A 15,492-nucleotide genomic window follows, 5' to 3' on the forward strand; every position below is an offset into this window, starting at 1 on the left:
CTTCTTGTAAAAAAATGCCTATTTCTTGCCGAACGGGGTGATGCCCCATTGCGACAACATCCACGCCATCTCGAAGGATCTCTCCTTGATGGCGTCATAACGTCCCGAGGCGCCGCCGTGGCCGGCGCCCATGTTCACTTTCAGCAGCAGGGGGTTGCGATCGGTTTTCATGGCGCGCAGCTTGGCGGTGTACTTGGCCGGTTCCCAGTACATGACCTGGCTGTCGTTGAGGCCGGTAGTGACCAGCATCGCCGGGTAATCCTTGCGCGCGATATTGTCGTAGGGCGAATAGCTGCGCATATAGTCGTAGGCGGCCTTCTCGTTGGGGTTGCCCCACTCCAGGTATTCGCCGGTGGTCAGCGGCAGGCTGGCGTCCATCATGGTGTTCATGACGTCGACGAACGGCACCGCCGCGTGCACCGCATGGAACAGCTCGGGACGCATGTTGACGACCGCGCCCATCAGCAGGCCGCCGGCGCTGCCGCCCTCGATGATCAGTTTCTGCGGGCTGGTCCAGCCCTGCCCTATCAGGTATTCGGCGCTGTCGATGAAATCGCTGAAGGTATTCTTCTTGTTCATCAGCATGCCGTCGTCATGCCAATGCTCGCCCATGTCGTTGCCGCCGCGGATATGCGCTTCGGCGAACACCACGCCGCGATCGAGCAGGCTGACGCGGCTGTTGGAGAAGGTCGCCTCGGCTGGAATGCCGTAGGAACCGTAGCCGTACAACAGCAAGGGCGCCGAGCCGTCCAGCTTGATGTCCTTTTTTGCGACGGTCCAGAGCGGCACCTTGACGCCATCGCGCGCCGTCGCCCACAGCCGGCTGGTTTCGTACAGCGCCGGATCGTAGCCCGGCACTTCCTGCTGCTTGAGCAGCTGCCGCTTGCCGCTCGCCATGTCGACATCGAACACCGTCGGCGGCGTCACCGGCGACTCGTACATCAGGCGATACTGGTGCGAGGTGAATTCCGGCGTGCCGCCCGCGTGCGAGGTGTAGACCGCTTCATCGAACTGTACGGTTTTCCAGCTGCGGCTGGCGAAATCGTAGATGCGCGAGCGCTCCTGCGCATCGGACTTTTCGCTGACTACCAGGAAATCCTGGAACAGCTCGATCGCTTCCAGCAAGACCTGGGGATCGTGCGCGATCAGTTCTTTCCAGTGAGCCTGGTCCGGAGTCGCCAGCGGCGCCGTCACCAGGCGGAAATTCTTGGCGTCCTTGTTGGTCAGGATGAACAGCTCGCCGTCGCGGTGGTCGACATGGTAGCGATGGCCGGTTTCGCGCCCCAGCACCGAACGGAAGCTGCCTTGCGGCTGGTCCGCCGCCAGCAGGCTGACTTCGGTGGTGTCGGTGCTTTGCGCTTCGAGTTCGATGAACTTGCGGTCGCTGCTGTTGCCAACGTCGATATTGAATTGTTCCACCGTTTCGCGATAGACCTCGGCCGGCTTGCTGCCCAGCTTGAGGCGCAGCAGCAGGTCGGAACGCTTGGTGGTGGCGTCTTCCTGCACCAGGAACAAGGTCTGGCTGTCGGCCGCCCAGGCCACGCTGGTGACGCGCTGGACGCTATCGGCCAGCAGCTTGCCGCTGCTCAGGTCCTTGACGTGCAGCTGGTACTGGCGATAACCGGTGGTGTCGGTCGAGTAAGCCAGGTAGCGGTCGTCGGGACTGACGGCGAAGCTTTCGACCTGGAAGAATTTCTTACCCTTGGCCAGCTGGTTTTCATCCAGCAGCACTTCTTCCGGCGCTGCGGCGTCGTAGGCAAAATCGGCGTCTGCCTTGGCCAGGCGGCGGCAGATGATCGGATACTGCTGGCCGGCTTCAGTGCGGCTGTAATAGTAGAACTTGCCGCGCCGGGTCGGCACCGACAGGTCGGTTTCTTTCATGCGGCCCTTCATTTCGCCGTACAGCGTCTTCGACAGCGGCGCCAAATCCTTGGTCATGGCCTGGGTATAGGCATTCTCCGCCTTCAGGTAGGCGATCACCTTGGGATTGGTCTTTTCGCGCAGCCAGTGATAGTCGTCGGTGACGATCTCGCCATGGCGGCTTTCCTGCCAGGCTTGTTTGGCGGCGACTGGCGGTGTCGGTAGAGATGCGGCGGAAACGGAAGTAGTGGTCATCAGAGCCAATATAAAAACGCCCAGGGTAGGGGCGCGTTGCTGAAGAAAGAACATAGTGTACAGATCCTTGTGTGGACAAGCTGCGCGCCCGGGTATGCGCGCGCATCGGACATCATATGCAACTCTGTTGCAGATTGCTAAGTTACCTGCAATTTTTCAAAAAAACAATATGCGCGGCCACATATCGCGATGCACGCACCATGCATCTGGCGATTCGACCGTACCGTCCGGCGCAGGTAGAATAGTTTTCCGCCACTCTCCGCCGCCTAGCCAGATGACTATTTCGCCGCCCGACCTGGATCTTGTACGTTCACTGGAAGAACGCGCCCTGAATGCCTGGCCGGCGCTCAACACAGCGCTGTGCGGCGGCTGGCAGCTGCGCCTGGCGGACGGCTACACCAAGCGCTCCAACTCGGCCAATCCCTTGCGCCCGAGCGTGGCGTTCGCTGAAACGCTGCAGCTGGCCGAAAATTTCTATGCCCGCCACAACTTGCCGGCGATCTTCCGCATCACGCCGCTAGCGCCTGCCGACAGCGCGCAATTGCTGGAACAAGCCGGCTACCGGATGGTTGACCCAACCCAGGTCATGACCGCGCCGCTGGCCGCAAGCGGCCGGCCCGCGCACGATGTCTTGATCGAGGCAAGCGCCAGCCAGGAATGGAGCGCGGGCTTTGCCCAGGCGAACGGTCTGCCTGCGGCTGCGCAGGTCGCCCATGAGCGCATTCTCGCGGCGATTACCATGCCGGCCGCGTTCGCCACGCTGACAGTGCAAGGCCAGGCTGTTGCCTATGGCTTGGCGGTGGCGGAGCATGGCGTGGTCGGCCTGTTCGACATCGTGGTCGCCCCGGCGGCGCGCCGCGGCGGCATCGCCACCCGGCTGGTGGCGGCCTTGCTGCACTGGGGCCAGGCGCAGGGAGCAAGCAGCGCCTACCTCCAGGTGCACGTCGCTAACCAGGCGGCTTGCGCGCTCTATTGCAAGCTTGGGTTTACCATGCAATACCAATATCACTACTGGCTTAAACCATGACGTCTCAAGCAGCCCTTGCCGCCGCCATCCTGGCCGAACGCCGCCGCAGCGGCCAGCCGGGCGATCGTCTGCCGCCGCACTTGCGGCCGCAGGATGCCGATGCGGCGCTGACGCTGCAGATGCTTGTCGCGCAACAGCTGGGCGAAGGCGTCGCCGCCTGGAAGTGCGGCTTGCCGGTTGACGGCCAGCCTGTGCTGGCGCCCATCCATGCCGCCACCGTGCACCGCGGCAGCCCCTGCCTGGCATGGGCGCGCGGCGGCCAGGTGCGGGTAGAACCGGAGCTCGCTTTCGTGCTCGGCCGGGACCTGCCGGCGCGCGCAACACCTTACCAGCCGGCAGAAGTCGATGCCGCTATCGGCGCCACCCATCTGGCCCTGGAATTGATAGACAGCCGCTACACCGATCCCGCGCAAGCGAGCTTTATTGAGAACCTGGCCGACGGTCTGCTCAACCAGGGACTGTACCTCGGCCCGCAAGTGGATATGGAGCAGGCGCGCAACGCCAGCGAACTGGCGATCAGCATCCATGCCGGCAAGCAGGAAGCCAGGCTGCTGCAAGGCCGCCATCCCGCCGTCGCGCCGCGCGCGCCGCTGTACTGGCTGGCCGAGTTCCTGCGCAGCCGCGGGCAAGGCTTGCTGGCAGGCCAGGCCGTGATCACCGGCTCGTACGCCGGCAGCTTCGATCTGCCGCTCGTGCAGGACATCGCCATCCAATACGGTGAACTCGGCCGGCTGCAGCTATCCTTCGAGGCGCGATGAGCGCTGTCGGCCGTTTCCGCCCGCGCCTGAGCTTGCAAACCCTGGGCCGCGGCGACGGCTTGCTGGGCATGCGCCCTTCGGGGCCGTTCGGCCCGCGCGGTCCGAATGTCACGGTGGCGCAGATCACCTGGACCTACAGCACCGACGATGGCTTTCACTGGGAAACCGCTGCGCCCACCACCTTGCTGAACCGCCGCCCGGCCTCATCGCAGACCGTCGAAAACGACAAAGGCCAACGCCTGCTGGTGCGCGACCTCGGCGCGGAAGCCGACGCTCTCGACCTGGTCTGGGACCTGGGCCTGCATCCGCTGCCGAGCGACACCCTGCAGTGGCGCAACGAGAAAGCGGAACAGGATGCCGCCGTGCGGCTGGCCTCGCTGTGGACGCTGGTGCAGGAAGATTTCTTCGGCGATTTCTGGGCCGAGCAGTTGCCGGATCTGCAGGCCAAGGGCTGGTCTATCGTGGTGCACCCCGGCTTTGCGCACGAGAGCGTGCCGGTCGACGCCTGGCATCTCACGATCAGCCCTGCCACCGGCGAAATACTGAGCAAGGAAGTCGCCGCCCGCATGCGCGGCCGCGAGCAAACCGTTACGGCCTTGGGCCTGCCGGCCGGCGAAGGTTCCTGGCTGCTCACCCTGGGCATCGAAATCGACGGCGAAATGGTCGACCTGGCGCCGCTGCTGGCGCACCTGCTGCAGCGCGACGGCCGCTGGCTGGACGCTGCCAAGATGGCCCTGATCGACGACCACGCCCTGATCACGCTGCGCGCCCCCGGCGGCAAACGGATAGACGCGCTGGCGGCGCCGCTCAAGGCGATCGTCGGCAGCATGCTGGAATTGCTGAGCGATCCGCTGCGCAAGGAGGGGCCGCTGGCGCTCTCGTCCTGGGATGCCTACCGGCTGGAAGCCATGCGCCAGAGCCTGCTCGACACGCAAGCGCAACGCGCCGGCTCCCATGGCGGCTGGCAATTGCAAGGCGACGCCGGCCTGCGCGCGCTGGCGCAACGGCTGCGCGGCGCCGGCACGCCGCAGGCGGTAGCGGCGCCGGCAGGACTGGGCGTCGTCCTGCGTCCCTACCAGCTGCACGGGGTCGCCTGGCTGCAATACCTGCGTGAACAAAATCTGGCCGGCATCCTGGCCGACGACATGGGACTGGGAAAAACCGCGCAGGCGCTGGCCCATCTGTTGATCGAAAAGCAGGCTGGCCGCCTTGACCTGCCGGCGCTGGCGGTGCTGCCGACTTCGCTGATCTTCAACTGGCAGGCGGAAGCGCGGCGCATGGCGCCCGGCCTGCGCGTTCTCGCCCTGCAAGGGCCGGAACGCCATCGCGATTTCGCCCGCATGGCGGAGTACGACCTGATCCTCACCACCTACCCGCTGCTGTGGCGCGACCGCGCGGCGCTGGAGGCGCAGGCCTTCCACCTGCTGATCCTCGATGAAGCCCAGACCGTGAAGAACGCCGCCGCCCGCAGCGCCGGCGCCGTGCGCCGCCTGCGCGCGCGGCACCGCTTGTGCATCACCGGCACGCCGCTGGAAAACCACCTGGGCGAGCTATGGACCCAGTTCGATTTCCTGATGCCCGGCTTCCTCGGCGACATGCGCAGCTTCACGCGCCTGTGGCGCAAGCCGATCGAAATCGGCGGCCAGACAGTGCGCGCGCAATTGCTGGCGCAGCGGGTGCGGCCGTTCATCCTGCGCCGCCGCAAGGATGAAGTGGCGAGCGAACTGCCGCCGCTCAGCGAAACCGTCAAGCGCGTGCAGTTGCAGGGACAGCAGCGCGATCTCTACGAAAGCGTGCGGGTGGCGGCCGACGAACAGATACGCGGCGTGCTCAAGCGCAAGGGCTTTGCCGGCGGCCAGATCACCATCCTCGATGCCTTGCTCAAGCTGCGCCAGGTCTGCTGCGATCCCTTCCTGCTGAAACACATGCGGCATGACGCCTGCATGGAACGCGCCAAGCTGGAGCTGCTGCGCGACATGCTGCCGGCGCTGGTGGCGGAAGGCCGCCGCATCCTGGTGTTTTCGCAATTCACTGAAATGCTGGACCTGATCGCCGTCGAACTCGATCAGTTGCAACTGCCCTGGCTGGCCCTGACCGGCAAGACGCCGCCGGCACAGCGCGGCGCACTGGTCGCGCAATTCCAGGGCAAGACCGTGCCGCTGCTGCTGATCAGCCTGAAAGCCGGCGGCGTCGGCCTCAACCTGACTGCGGCCGATACCGTGATCCACATGGATCCCTGGTGGAATCCGGCGGTGCAGGAGCAAGCCACGGCGCGCGCCCACCGCATCGGCCAGGAGCAGACGGTGTTTGTCTACAAGATCGTGGTGGAAGGCAGCATCGAAGAGCGCATCATCGACCTGCAGGCGCGCAAAAGCGCCTTGGCCGAAGGCGTGCTGGGCAGCGATACCGCGCTGGAGACCAAGTTCAGCAGCGAAGATCTGCAGCTGTTGCTGGCGCCGCTGGCCTGAAAGCCGGCGTACATACAAGCAACTCAACAATTGGGGTCGAGAGTCGAATAAATTGCAATAATTCGACTCTGACCCCAATTAAATGCGGTGGATTGTTCGTTTGGCGCAAATGGTAAGATGACGGCCCTACAAGCTTTACGGCCCGTTGCCATGTCATTTTCCTCTCTGGGTCTGTCCCCCGCCATCCTGCATGCCGTTGCCGAACGCGGGTATGCCACGCCGACGCCGGTTCAGGTCGCCGCCATTCCGGCAATATTGCGCGGCGCCGATGTCCTGGCCGCGGCGCAGACCGGCTCCGGCAAGACTGCGGCGTTTGCGCTGCCGCTGCTGCAATTCCTGCAACACGGCCCCAGCACCCCGCGCAAGCTGCGCGTGCTGATCCTGGTGCCGACCCGCGAACTGGCGCAGCAAACCGCGGAAGCCATCCGCACGCTGGCGCGAGCCTGTCCGCAGCCATTGAAGATCGCGGCCTTGTTCGGCGGCGTTTCGATCAATCCGCAGATGATGGACCTGCGCGGCGGCGCCGACCTGGCGGTGGCGACGCCGGGCCGCCTGCTCGACCTGATCGAACATAATGCCTTGAAGCTGTCGGAGGTGGCGTCGCTGGTGCTGGACGAGGCGGACCGCTTGCTGGACATGGGTTTCAGCGAAGAGATCAACCGCATCCTGGCGCTGTTGCCGGCGCAGCGCCAAAGCCTGTTTTTTTCGGCCACCTTCCCGACCGCGGTACATGCGCTGGCCGGCCGCATGCTGCACCAGCCGGTGCGCATCGCGGTGCCGGCGCTGGCGCAGAACCAGCCGGATATCGAACAGCGCGCAATCATGGTCGACGCCGGCCGCCGCACGCAATTGCTGCGGCATCTGTTGAAGGAGAATAAATGGGGCCGGGTGCTGGTGTTTGTCGCCACCAAGTATTCGGCGGAACATATCGCCGATAAACTGCATCGCGCCGGCATCAAGGCCGCCGCCTTCCATGGCGAATTCAGCCAGGGCGCGCGCGATGAAGTGCTGGCGGATTTCAAGGCCAGCAAGCTGCAGGTGCTGGTCGCCACCGATGTCGCCGCGCGCGGCATCGACATCGCGCAACTGCCGGTGGTGCTGAACTACGACCTGCCGCGCTCGGCGGTGGACTATACCCACCGCATCGGCCGCACCGGCCGCGCCGGCAAGAGCGGCATCGCCATCAGCTTCGTGAGCGCCGATACTGAAGCGCACTTCCACCTGATCGAGAAGCGCCATCACTTGAAGTGCGAGCGCGAGCAGATTGCCGGCTTTGAACCGGTCGATGTCGCCACGCCGCCAGCAGCACCGGCCGATGCCGCCAATGGCGGCGTCAAGGGCAAGCGCAAGAGCAAGAAAGACAAGCTGCGGGAAGCGGCTGCGCGCGGTGAAAACGAATAAGCCTCGCTTACAGGAAAACCGCCGGTGATACGCCAAAGCGCGCGCCTGGCGCGCATTGATCAAGATGTCCTTGCGGGCCCGTAGCCCAGCCATATCTCGCATCTTTCACACAAGCGAAATATCATTTACGCAATACTTTGAGTACAATCTCAGCCCCGGTCAACGAACTCAATTGAGTTTCACATAGCGATAAATTACACTCACGCTTGCGTGACACAATCACGGCCTTACCCGTTTGCCGGCGCCAACCTGCCGCGGACACCTGTATTACTGACCTTAACCCTAGAGAACAACGGAAAACCATAGCCCGCCCTACCCGGACGCGCAAATGCTATCCGTACGGAGCCAAAAGCATGAGTACCTTCATTTTCAATGAATTGAATTTCGACAACCACGAACAAGTGGTCTTCGTTTCCGAAGAAAAATCCGGCCTCAGAGGCATCATCGCTGTCCACAACACCAATCTCGGCCCGGCCATGGGCGGTTGCCGCATGTGGGATTACGCCAGCGAAGCAGTTGCCGTCAACGACGTCCTGCGCCTGTCGCGCGGCATGACATACAAGAACGCGGTTGCCGGCCTGCCTATCGGCGGCGGCAAGAGCGTCATCATCGGCAATCCCAAGACTGCCAAGACACCCGCATTGTTCGAAGCCATGGGCGAAGCCCTGGAACGCCTGGGCGGCCGCTACATCACGGCGGAAGATGTCGGCACCAGCCCGGCCGACATGGCGCACATCGCTGCCAAGACCAAGTACGTCGCCGGCCTCGGCGCCAGCGGCGATCCGTCGCCGTTCACCGCCTTGGGCTGCTTCGTCGGCGCGCAGGCGGCGGTCAAGCACTACCTGGGCCGCGATTCGCTGCAAGGTTTGACCGTAGCCGTGCAAGGCCTGGGCAATGTCGGCTACGACTATGCGCGCCGCCTGCATGAAGCCGGCGCCAAGCTGATCGTCACCGACATCGACCAGGCCGCGCTGGAACGCGCACGCGCCGAGTTCGGCGCCGAAGTCGTCGCCACCGACGCCATTTACGATGTGCAGGCCGACATCTACGCGCCGTGCGCACTGGGCGCCACGCTCAACCCCGCTACCCTGGCGCGCCTGAAGGCCAAGATCGTCGCCGGCGCCGCCAACAACCAGCTGGCGACCGCTGAAGTCGGCGAACTGCTGCGCCGCAAGGAAATCCTCTACGTGCCGGACTTCGTGATCAACGCCGGCGGCATCATCAAGGTGTGCTACGAGTACTACGAAAAGCCGGAAGCCGATGTCGAAGCGCACGTGCGCGAAATCGGCGTCACCTTGTCGGAAATCTTCAAGCGCGCCGACTCGGAAGGCTTGCCGACCAGCGTCGTGGCCGACAAGCTGGCGGAAGCTCGCTTCAAACGCTAATGTCCATGGAAATATCCTGGTGCCGGTAATTCAGTCTCTTCTGGCAACCAGGAACATCCTTTGCAAAATGCCCGCTTATACAAGCGGGCATTTTTTTTAATGGTTGCGCATAGCGGTGCGGTTCGAGTTTGGCGGCATCGCTTTGATAACCCGGATACCGGGGAATGTTCCGGCGAGACGTTCATTGCACTAGAGTAGAAGTGGGTATTGCGCGAGGCGGAAAAAAAGGGGCAAGAGGCGCCGATGATGCAGCAAGCAACAATATATTTATGCAGTATTTCTTATAATTTGAAATTATAAGGAATTTCATATAATTTCCATTTATAAGGTTTTATCTATATAATAAAATTATAGACTTAACCCTATAAAGGTGCGTCATGGACTATCCCGTACGAACTCCTGAGCAACTGTCCCACATTCTCAAGGGAGCGCGGCGTCAAAAGAAGCTCACGCAAGACGCGGTGGGGGGGCTCATCGGACTCAAGCAAGAGGCCGTTTCGGTGCTGGAGAACGCACCGGGGGGAAGCAGCGTCGCCCGGTTACTGAGCGTCCTCTCTGCGCTAGGCCTGGAGCTTGTTGTCAGAGACATACCGGCCGTCGACATCACGTCAAAAGGCGAGTGGTAGCCATGGGCCGGAAATCACATTCTCGCGCTCTCGGCGTATGGATGAATGGGGAGCTCGTCGGACGCTGGATGCTAAAAGGCAACGGCGCTTCCGAATTTTCCTACCATGAAACGTGGCTCAATTCGCCGCGCAAACGGCCGATTTCCCTGTCGATGCCCTTGCGCCCTGCAAGCAAACCGTATCGAGACCAGACGGTCAATGACTTCTTCGATAATCTTCTCCCCGATACCCGGAAAATACGCGAACGCATCCAATCCAGATTCCATGCGGCGTCGGTTAAAGCATTCGACCTGCTAGAACAAATCGGGCGTGACTGCGTTGGCGCCCTGCAATTGCTGCCGGAGGACACGGCCCCTGCCGACATACGCCGCATCCAGGGCGCGCCTATGTCGGAAGAAGACATCGAGCAGCTGCTCGAAGAATGCCTTACACCCAATTCGCAGCAAGACGATGGGCAAGACGACTCAGAGTTTCGAATTTCGCTTGCAGGCGCACAAGAAAAGACGGCGTTGCTAAAGCTTGACGGCAAGTGGATGCATCCGCAGGGGCCGACTCCGACCACGCATATTTTGAAACTTCCCATTGGAGTCGCAAATCGCGGCATTGACTTGACGACATCCGTTGAAAACGAATGGCTGTGCTCTCGCATCATGGCCGCGTTTGGAATTCAGGTGGCCGAGAGCCATATCCGTCATTTCGGCGCCCGGCAAGTGCTGGAAGTTGAGCGATTCGACCGAGAATTTTCCGACGATGGAAGTTGGATCATCCGCCTGCCCCAAGAGGATTTCTGCCAGGTTACGGGCACTCCGGGCTCTTTGAAGTACGAGTCTGAAGGAGGTCCGGGCATCATACGCATCATGGAATTGCTGCTAGGTTCGGTAACTGCCAACGAGGACCGCCTCAACTTCATGCGTACGCAAATCTTGTTTTGGTTGCTCTGCGCGATCGACGGACACGCCAAGAATTTCAGTGTTTTCCTTTTACCGGAAGGCCGGTTCAGGCTGACGCCAAGCTATGACGTATTGTCGGCCTACCCGGTTCTAGGCAATTCCAAACACCAGCTCTCACCTAAAAAGGTCAAGATGGCCATGGCAATTCAGGGAAAGAACCGGCATTACGCATGGTCCGAGTTCCGCCGGCGCCACTGGATCTCCACGGCGCAAGCCTGTGGGCTGGAAACAAGAATTGACGACATCATCGACAAAATCCTTGCGCAGCTTCCGCATGCTCTTGATGAAGCCATGGCGCAAATTCCGCCGGGATTCCCGGATAGGGTGGCAGACTCGATTTTCAAGGGAATACGCGCCAGCGCGGAACAGCTTGCCCAACACTAGGGCCGGTGAATATTCGATTCCATGAACCAAGGACTGCCCGGAGCCGATTCGCACCCGGATCAGCGGCGACGAGGCCAAGGATCCGCACCGCATGCCGCTGCCGGCAGCGCGGGTTGCTGAAATCGAATTCGACCGCAAGACTCAGGATGCATGGAAGCCCATGTATCTGTAAACTGTCGTCATAAGCTAAGCACGGCTATCTGCTATCTGATCTGACGGGAGCACCCACATGAATCTATTCCTACACCGCGTCGCCTCGCCCATCGGCGTCATCCTGCTGGTCACCGACAGCCAGGACCGCGTGCGCGCGCTCGACTTCGAAGACTATGAGCCGCGCATGCGCAGCTTGCTGAGCACCCACTACGGCCATTACACCCTCAGCGACGCCAGCGCGCCGTCCAGCGCCGAGCCGGCGCTGCAGCGCTATTTCAGCGGCCAGCTGGATGCGCTGAAAGATATCGCCGTCGCCACCAACGGCACCGAATTCCAGCAGCGCGTGTGGGCGGCGCTGCGCCAGATCCCGCCGGCGCGCATGACCACCTACGGCAAGCTGGCGCTGCAGATGGGCGAGCACAACGGCGCGCGCGCAGTCGGCAGCGCCAACGCCACCAATCCGATCGCCATTATCGTGCCCTGCCATCGGGTGGTGGGCGCCGACGGCAAGCTGACAGGCTTTGCCGGCGGCCTGGAGCGCAAGGCCTGGCTGTTGGGCCACGAGCGTGCCGAAGTCGGCGATCCGGAGAGCATGCGCCTGCCGGGTTTCTGAGGCCCGGCGACAAGCCTGGCGCATCTTGTTTCAGTGCGTCTTGTCCAGCACCACCACTGTAATCTCCTTGCTGGAAATATAGTAAGGCACGTGATTGTGATCGGCGAACAGCAGCCGCAGCGTGTGCTTGCCGGCCGGCAGGTCGAGCAGGGTTTCTGTTTCGCCATTGCCGAAATGCTTGTAGTGCTGGTGCTGGTACTCATCCGCTTTATCGAACGGGATCGGCGCCTTGATATCGGCCGGCATCGGCATATCGATCAGGATGTGATGATGGCCGGTGCCGTGAATATCGCCTGCCGCCACCGGCGACACGCCCATGCCGGTGACCGCAAAAGCGACCCGGAACGGCGAGCGTACCTGGTCGCCGTCCTTGATATTGACGAAATAAGCCAGCTTCTCGCCGACCGGAAACGGCCGCGTGCGCTCCGACGCATTGATGGTGCTGATGATGGAATCGGTATCGACGCGGGTATCGGCAGCTTTTGCGGTCGCCGGAACCGCTGGCGCAGCCGATGCATGGCCGCAGGCCAGCGCTGCGCCGGCCAGCAGCGGCAGCACCAGGAAGGAGCGATAGACGACGGATTGTTTTACCAGGATTTTGTGGGATGTCTTGCGTTGTGCAGTCATTGAGTTATCCATAGGGCCGGTGTAGGAAATGATGCATAGGTGCTTGGGTGAAAATCGGGTGAGCGAAGGCCAGCGGCAGCTGCCGCTTACGCCAGCAGGCTGTCCGGGTCGGGCGCCTTGCTCGGCATCAGCCAGCGCGGAAATCCGAGCACGGTCTTGAGCAGGCAACGGCGGTAGCCCATCTGACCGCTGATCAGGCCGGCGAAATCCTGGTTGATGCGCTGGTTGAGCACCAGGTGGGAAAACGTCAGTTTCGGAAAGCGGTAGACCAGCTGCGCCATCCAGTTTGCGGCGCGCAGTTCGGGCAACAGTTCACGCCGCAGCAACCTGCTATAGGCCATGGAATCGGCGCGCAAGCCGTCCGCGGCGATCGCCCGGGCGGCGAGCGTGGCGCTCTTCAGCGCAAAATAAATCCCTTCGCCGAACAAGGCTTCCGCCAGCCCGGCGGCATCGCCCAGCAGCCACACGCGGCCGCGCTGGAACTGCCGGCGGCGATTGGCCAGGGGAATGATATAGCCTTGATATTCGATTTTTTGCGGCCGCTGCAGGCTGGCGTAAGCCGCGCTAAAGCGATCCAGGTGCTGGCGCAATGCGGTGCCGCCGAAAGGTGAGTACACACCTATATTGAAATGGTCGCGCTTCGGGAAGATCCAGCCGTAGCCGTGCGGCATGCCGTCGAAATCGAACAGCGCGCGCTGGCCGAAGCGTTCCAGCGCACCTTCCTCGGGCCACACCATGGCCTCCAGCGCCGGCACATACGCCACCAGGTCCTTGCCGAACAGGCGGTTGCGCACCGCGCTGGCGGCGCCGTCGGCAGCCAGCAGCAAGCGGCTGTGCAGCACCCCGCGGCTGGTCGCCACGCTGATTCCGTCGGCGGATTCGACAGCATCGACAAACGCCGTTTCGGGGCAGAAGCGCACTCCTTCGGCGCAGGCGCGATCCAGCAGCATCTTGTCGAATTCGCTGCGCACCACGGTGCAGGCCGCCATCGGCTGCATTTGCTTGAGCACGGCGTCGCGGTTGCCGTAGGTAAGAATGGCGCCCGCTATCGGCTGGTGCATGGCGGCGCCGAGCTCGAAGCCGAGCAGGTCCATGGCTTTGCGCGACAGGCCGCCGCCGCAGACTTTGGCGCGCGGGAAGGCCTGCTTGTCGATGATGGTCACCCGCAAACCCTGCTGCGCCAGCAGATATGCCAGGTGCGAGCCGGCCGGGCCGGCGCCGACGATCAGCACATCGCTGACAGCGCTGTCGTCAATTGCCATGGCGCGCCGCCGATGCCAATGAAAGGCGGCTCGCGCCACGGCGGCGGCAGGCCAGAAAACAGCTTAGCTCCGGATTTCCCCACGACTTCATCAGCAGCACCTCGTAAAGGTCTGGCCGCGGCACACACATTGCCCGGCGGAACCATGAGCATAGCTGAAAATCGCCGGACAGGCAGACATCGGCACAGCTCTTGCGGGTGACGATTGACGCGTTTCTTTTGCAGTTTTATTTGCCGCTCAGCTACGTTTCTAAATAGAAATATGCTAGTGTATTCGGCTGTCCAAGCGACAAGCACAAAAGATTCCATATGGCAATAATTTATTTATGTATTTCGACTGGCACAGGGAGGCCGCAATCATGAAAACCGTGAAAAAACCGGAAGACACAGTCACTTTACAAAAACGCCGCACACTGCTCACCGGCGGCCTGGTAGCGGGACTGGCCGCCGCCGCGCTGGCGCCGGCGGAACTGCTGGCGAAAGAAGCCAAGGCCGCCGGCCTGAAGCTGGACCGCGCCAAATGGGGCGAGCGCAATCATCAGCAGCTGCAAGCCCTGATCGCGCGCAACGGCAACAGCAGCGCCGGCTACAATCCCAAGCGCCGTCCTTACGCGGTGTTCGACTGGGACAACACCAGCATCATGAACGACACCGAAGAAGCGTTGCTGATGTACCAGATCAACACCCTCTCCTACAAGCTGACGCCGCCGGAAATGGCCGCGATCATCCGCCAGAACGTACCGGCCGGCCCGTTTGCCGCCGACTACAAGAACGCCGCCGGCCAGCGCGTCGAACTGGAAGCCATCTGCAGCGATATCGACAGCGACTATCAATACCTGTACGACAACTGCGACAAATTCAAGGGCGACAAGAAGCTGGAAGAAATCCGCGAAACCGTGCAGTTCCAGGACTTCCGCGCCAAGCTGTACTACCTGTATGAAGCCGTCAACGAAACCTACGGCGTCAATGTCGGCTATCCATGGGTGATCTACTTCTTCACCAACATGTCGGTGGCGGAAGTGCAGAAACTGGCGGAAGCCTCCAACGACCACAATCTGGGCCTCGGCCTGGTCAAGACCAAGTACACCAGCCCGGCGTCGCAGCCGGGCAAGGCCGGCATCGTCAGCGTCACGCATTTCCACGGGATCCGCCTGTGCACCGAGATCGCCACCTTGATGGATGCCTTGCAGCAGAGCGGCATCGACGTCTACGTCAGCTCGGCCTCGCTGGAAGATGTGGTGGCGGTGTTCGCCACCACGCCGAAGTACGGCTACAACGTCAAGCGCGAACACGTGCTGGGCCTGCGCCTGGAAAGCGCCAACGGCGTCTTCGTCAACCAGTACAAGGCTGGCTGGCCGCTCAACTGGGGCCCGGGCAAGACGGAAGTGATCAAGAAAGAACTGGTGGCCAGCAAAGGCTACGGTCCGGTCTTCGTGGCCGGCGACAGCGATGGCGACTACGACATGCTGCGCGATTTTTCCGATACCCAGCTGGGCATGATCGTCAACCGCATGAAGAAGGGCAAGATCGGCGATCTGTCGAAACTGGCCGCCGAACAGATCCCGGCAGCGGCGCCGCGCTTCCTGCTGCAAGGCCGCAACGAACAGACCGGCAACTGGATGCCGTCGGAAGCCAGCATCAAGTACGGCAAGAGCAGCGAAGCGCTGCTAGGCTGATTCCGCCTCGCCTCAGGTTTCCGGCTTGAGGCAGCCGGTTCCCATACC

Annotated in this window: 12 protein-coding genes; 9 read left to right on the top strand and 3 right to left on the bottom strand. The window is 62.2% G+C overall.

The window, feature by feature from the left end; genetic code table 11:
* Nucleotides 1-18 precede the first annotated feature (18 nt).
* Nucleotides 19-2,115 carry a S9 family peptidase gene (locus KHU30_RS13590; protein ID WP_211443130.1) on the bottom strand — a complete coding sequence of 699 codons (2,097 nt, stop codon included), beginning with the start codon at nucleotides 2,113-2,115 and terminating at the stop codon, nucleotides 19-21.
* Between the two features lie 274 nt (nucleotides 2,116-2,389).
* On the opposite strand from KHU30_RS13590, the gene KHU30_RS13595 reads away from it, so the two are divergent.
* The 8 genes from KHU30_RS13595 (at nucleotide 2,390) to KHU30_RS13630 (ending at nucleotide 11,880) form a co-directional block, all read left to right on the top strand.
* The gene (locus KHU30_RS13595) at nucleotides 2,390-3,142 is read left to right on the top strand and encodes a GNAT family N-acetyltransferase (RefSeq protein ID WP_211443131.1); all 753 of its coding nucleotides are present in this window, start codon (nucleotides 2,390-2,392) and stop codon (nucleotides 3,140-3,142) included.
* Nucleotides 3,139-3,900: a fumarylacetoacetate hydrolase family protein gene (locus KHU30_RS13600; RefSeq protein ID WP_211443132.1), complete on the top strand. Its 762-nt coding sequence runs from the start codon at nucleotides 3,139-3,141 to the stop codon at nucleotides 3,898-3,900. Before KHU30_RS13595 ends, KHU30_RS13600 begins: the two co-directional genes overlap by 4 nt.
* Entirely contained in the window at nucleotides 3,897-6,368 is a 2,472-nt protein-coding gene (locus tag KHU30_RS13605; protein WP_211443133.1) for a DEAD/DEAH box helicase, read from the top strand. The genes KHU30_RS13600 and KHU30_RS13605 overlap by 4 nt, the downstream gene beginning before the upstream one ends.
* A 150-nt stretch (nucleotides 6,369-6,518) precedes the next feature.
* On the top strand, nucleotides 6,519-7,769 hold the full coding sequence (locus KHU30_RS13610; protein WP_211443134.1) for a DEAD/DEAH box helicase: 1,251 nt from the start codon (nucleotides 6,519-6,521) through the stop codon (nucleotides 7,767-7,769).
* 353 nt (nucleotides 7,770-8,122) lie between these two features.
* Entirely contained in the window at nucleotides 8,123-9,154 is a 1,032-nt protein-coding gene (locus KHU30_RS13615) for a Glu/Leu/Phe/Val family dehydrogenase (RefSeq protein ID WP_211443135.1), read from the top strand.
* Nucleotides 9,155-9,531: 377 nt separating this feature from the next.
* The gene (locus KHU30_RS13620) at nucleotides 9,532-9,780 is read left to right on the top strand and encodes a helix-turn-helix domain-containing protein (RefSeq protein WP_211443136.1); all 249 of its coding nucleotides are present in this window, start codon (nucleotides 9,532-9,534) and stop codon (nucleotides 9,778-9,780) included.
* 41 nt (nucleotides 9,781-9,821) lie between these two features.
* Nucleotides 9,822-11,114, top strand: a complete 1,293-nt coding sequence (locus KHU30_RS13625) for a type II toxin-antitoxin system HipA family toxin (RefSeq protein ID WP_329956680.1) — start codon at nucleotides 9,822-9,824, stop codon at nucleotides 11,112-11,114.
* Between the two features lie 229 nt (nucleotides 11,115-11,343).
* Entirely contained in the window at nucleotides 11,344-11,880 is a 537-nt protein-coding gene (locus KHU30_RS13630) for a methylated-DNA--[protein]-cysteine S-methyltransferase (protein WP_211443138.1), read from the top strand.
* 30 nt (nucleotides 11,881-11,910) lie between these two features.
* Here the strand turns inward: KHU30_RS13630 and KHU30_RS13635 are convergent, their stop codons facing one another.
* Nucleotides 11,911-12,507, bottom strand: coding sequence for a DUF4399 domain-containing protein (locus KHU30_RS13635; protein WP_211443139.1), 597 nt, complete (start codon nucleotides 12,505-12,507; stop codon nucleotides 11,911-11,913).
* A gap of 86 nt (nucleotides 12,508-12,593) precedes the next feature.
* Nucleotides 12,594-13,769, bottom strand: a complete 1,176-nt coding sequence (locus KHU30_RS13640) for a geranylgeranyl reductase family protein (protein WP_211443140.1) — start codon at nucleotides 13,767-13,769, stop codon at nucleotides 12,594-12,596.
* Nucleotides 13,770-14,127: 358 nt separating this feature from the next.
* On the opposite strand from KHU30_RS13640, the gene KHU30_RS13645 reads away from it, so the two are divergent.
* A complete protein-coding gene (locus KHU30_RS13645) occupies nucleotides 14,128-15,444 on the top strand; it encodes a haloacid dehalogenase-like hydrolase (RefSeq protein WP_211443141.1) in 1,317 nt (438 codons plus the stop codon).
* The last annotated feature ends 48 nt before the right edge of the window (nucleotides 15,445-15,492 follow it).

The sequence above is a fragment of the Collimonas humicola genome (genome assembly GCF_018304945.1).
GTDB classification, from domain to species: Bacteria; Pseudomonadota; Gammaproteobacteria; order Burkholderiales; family Burkholderiaceae_D; genus Collimonas; species Collimonas humicola.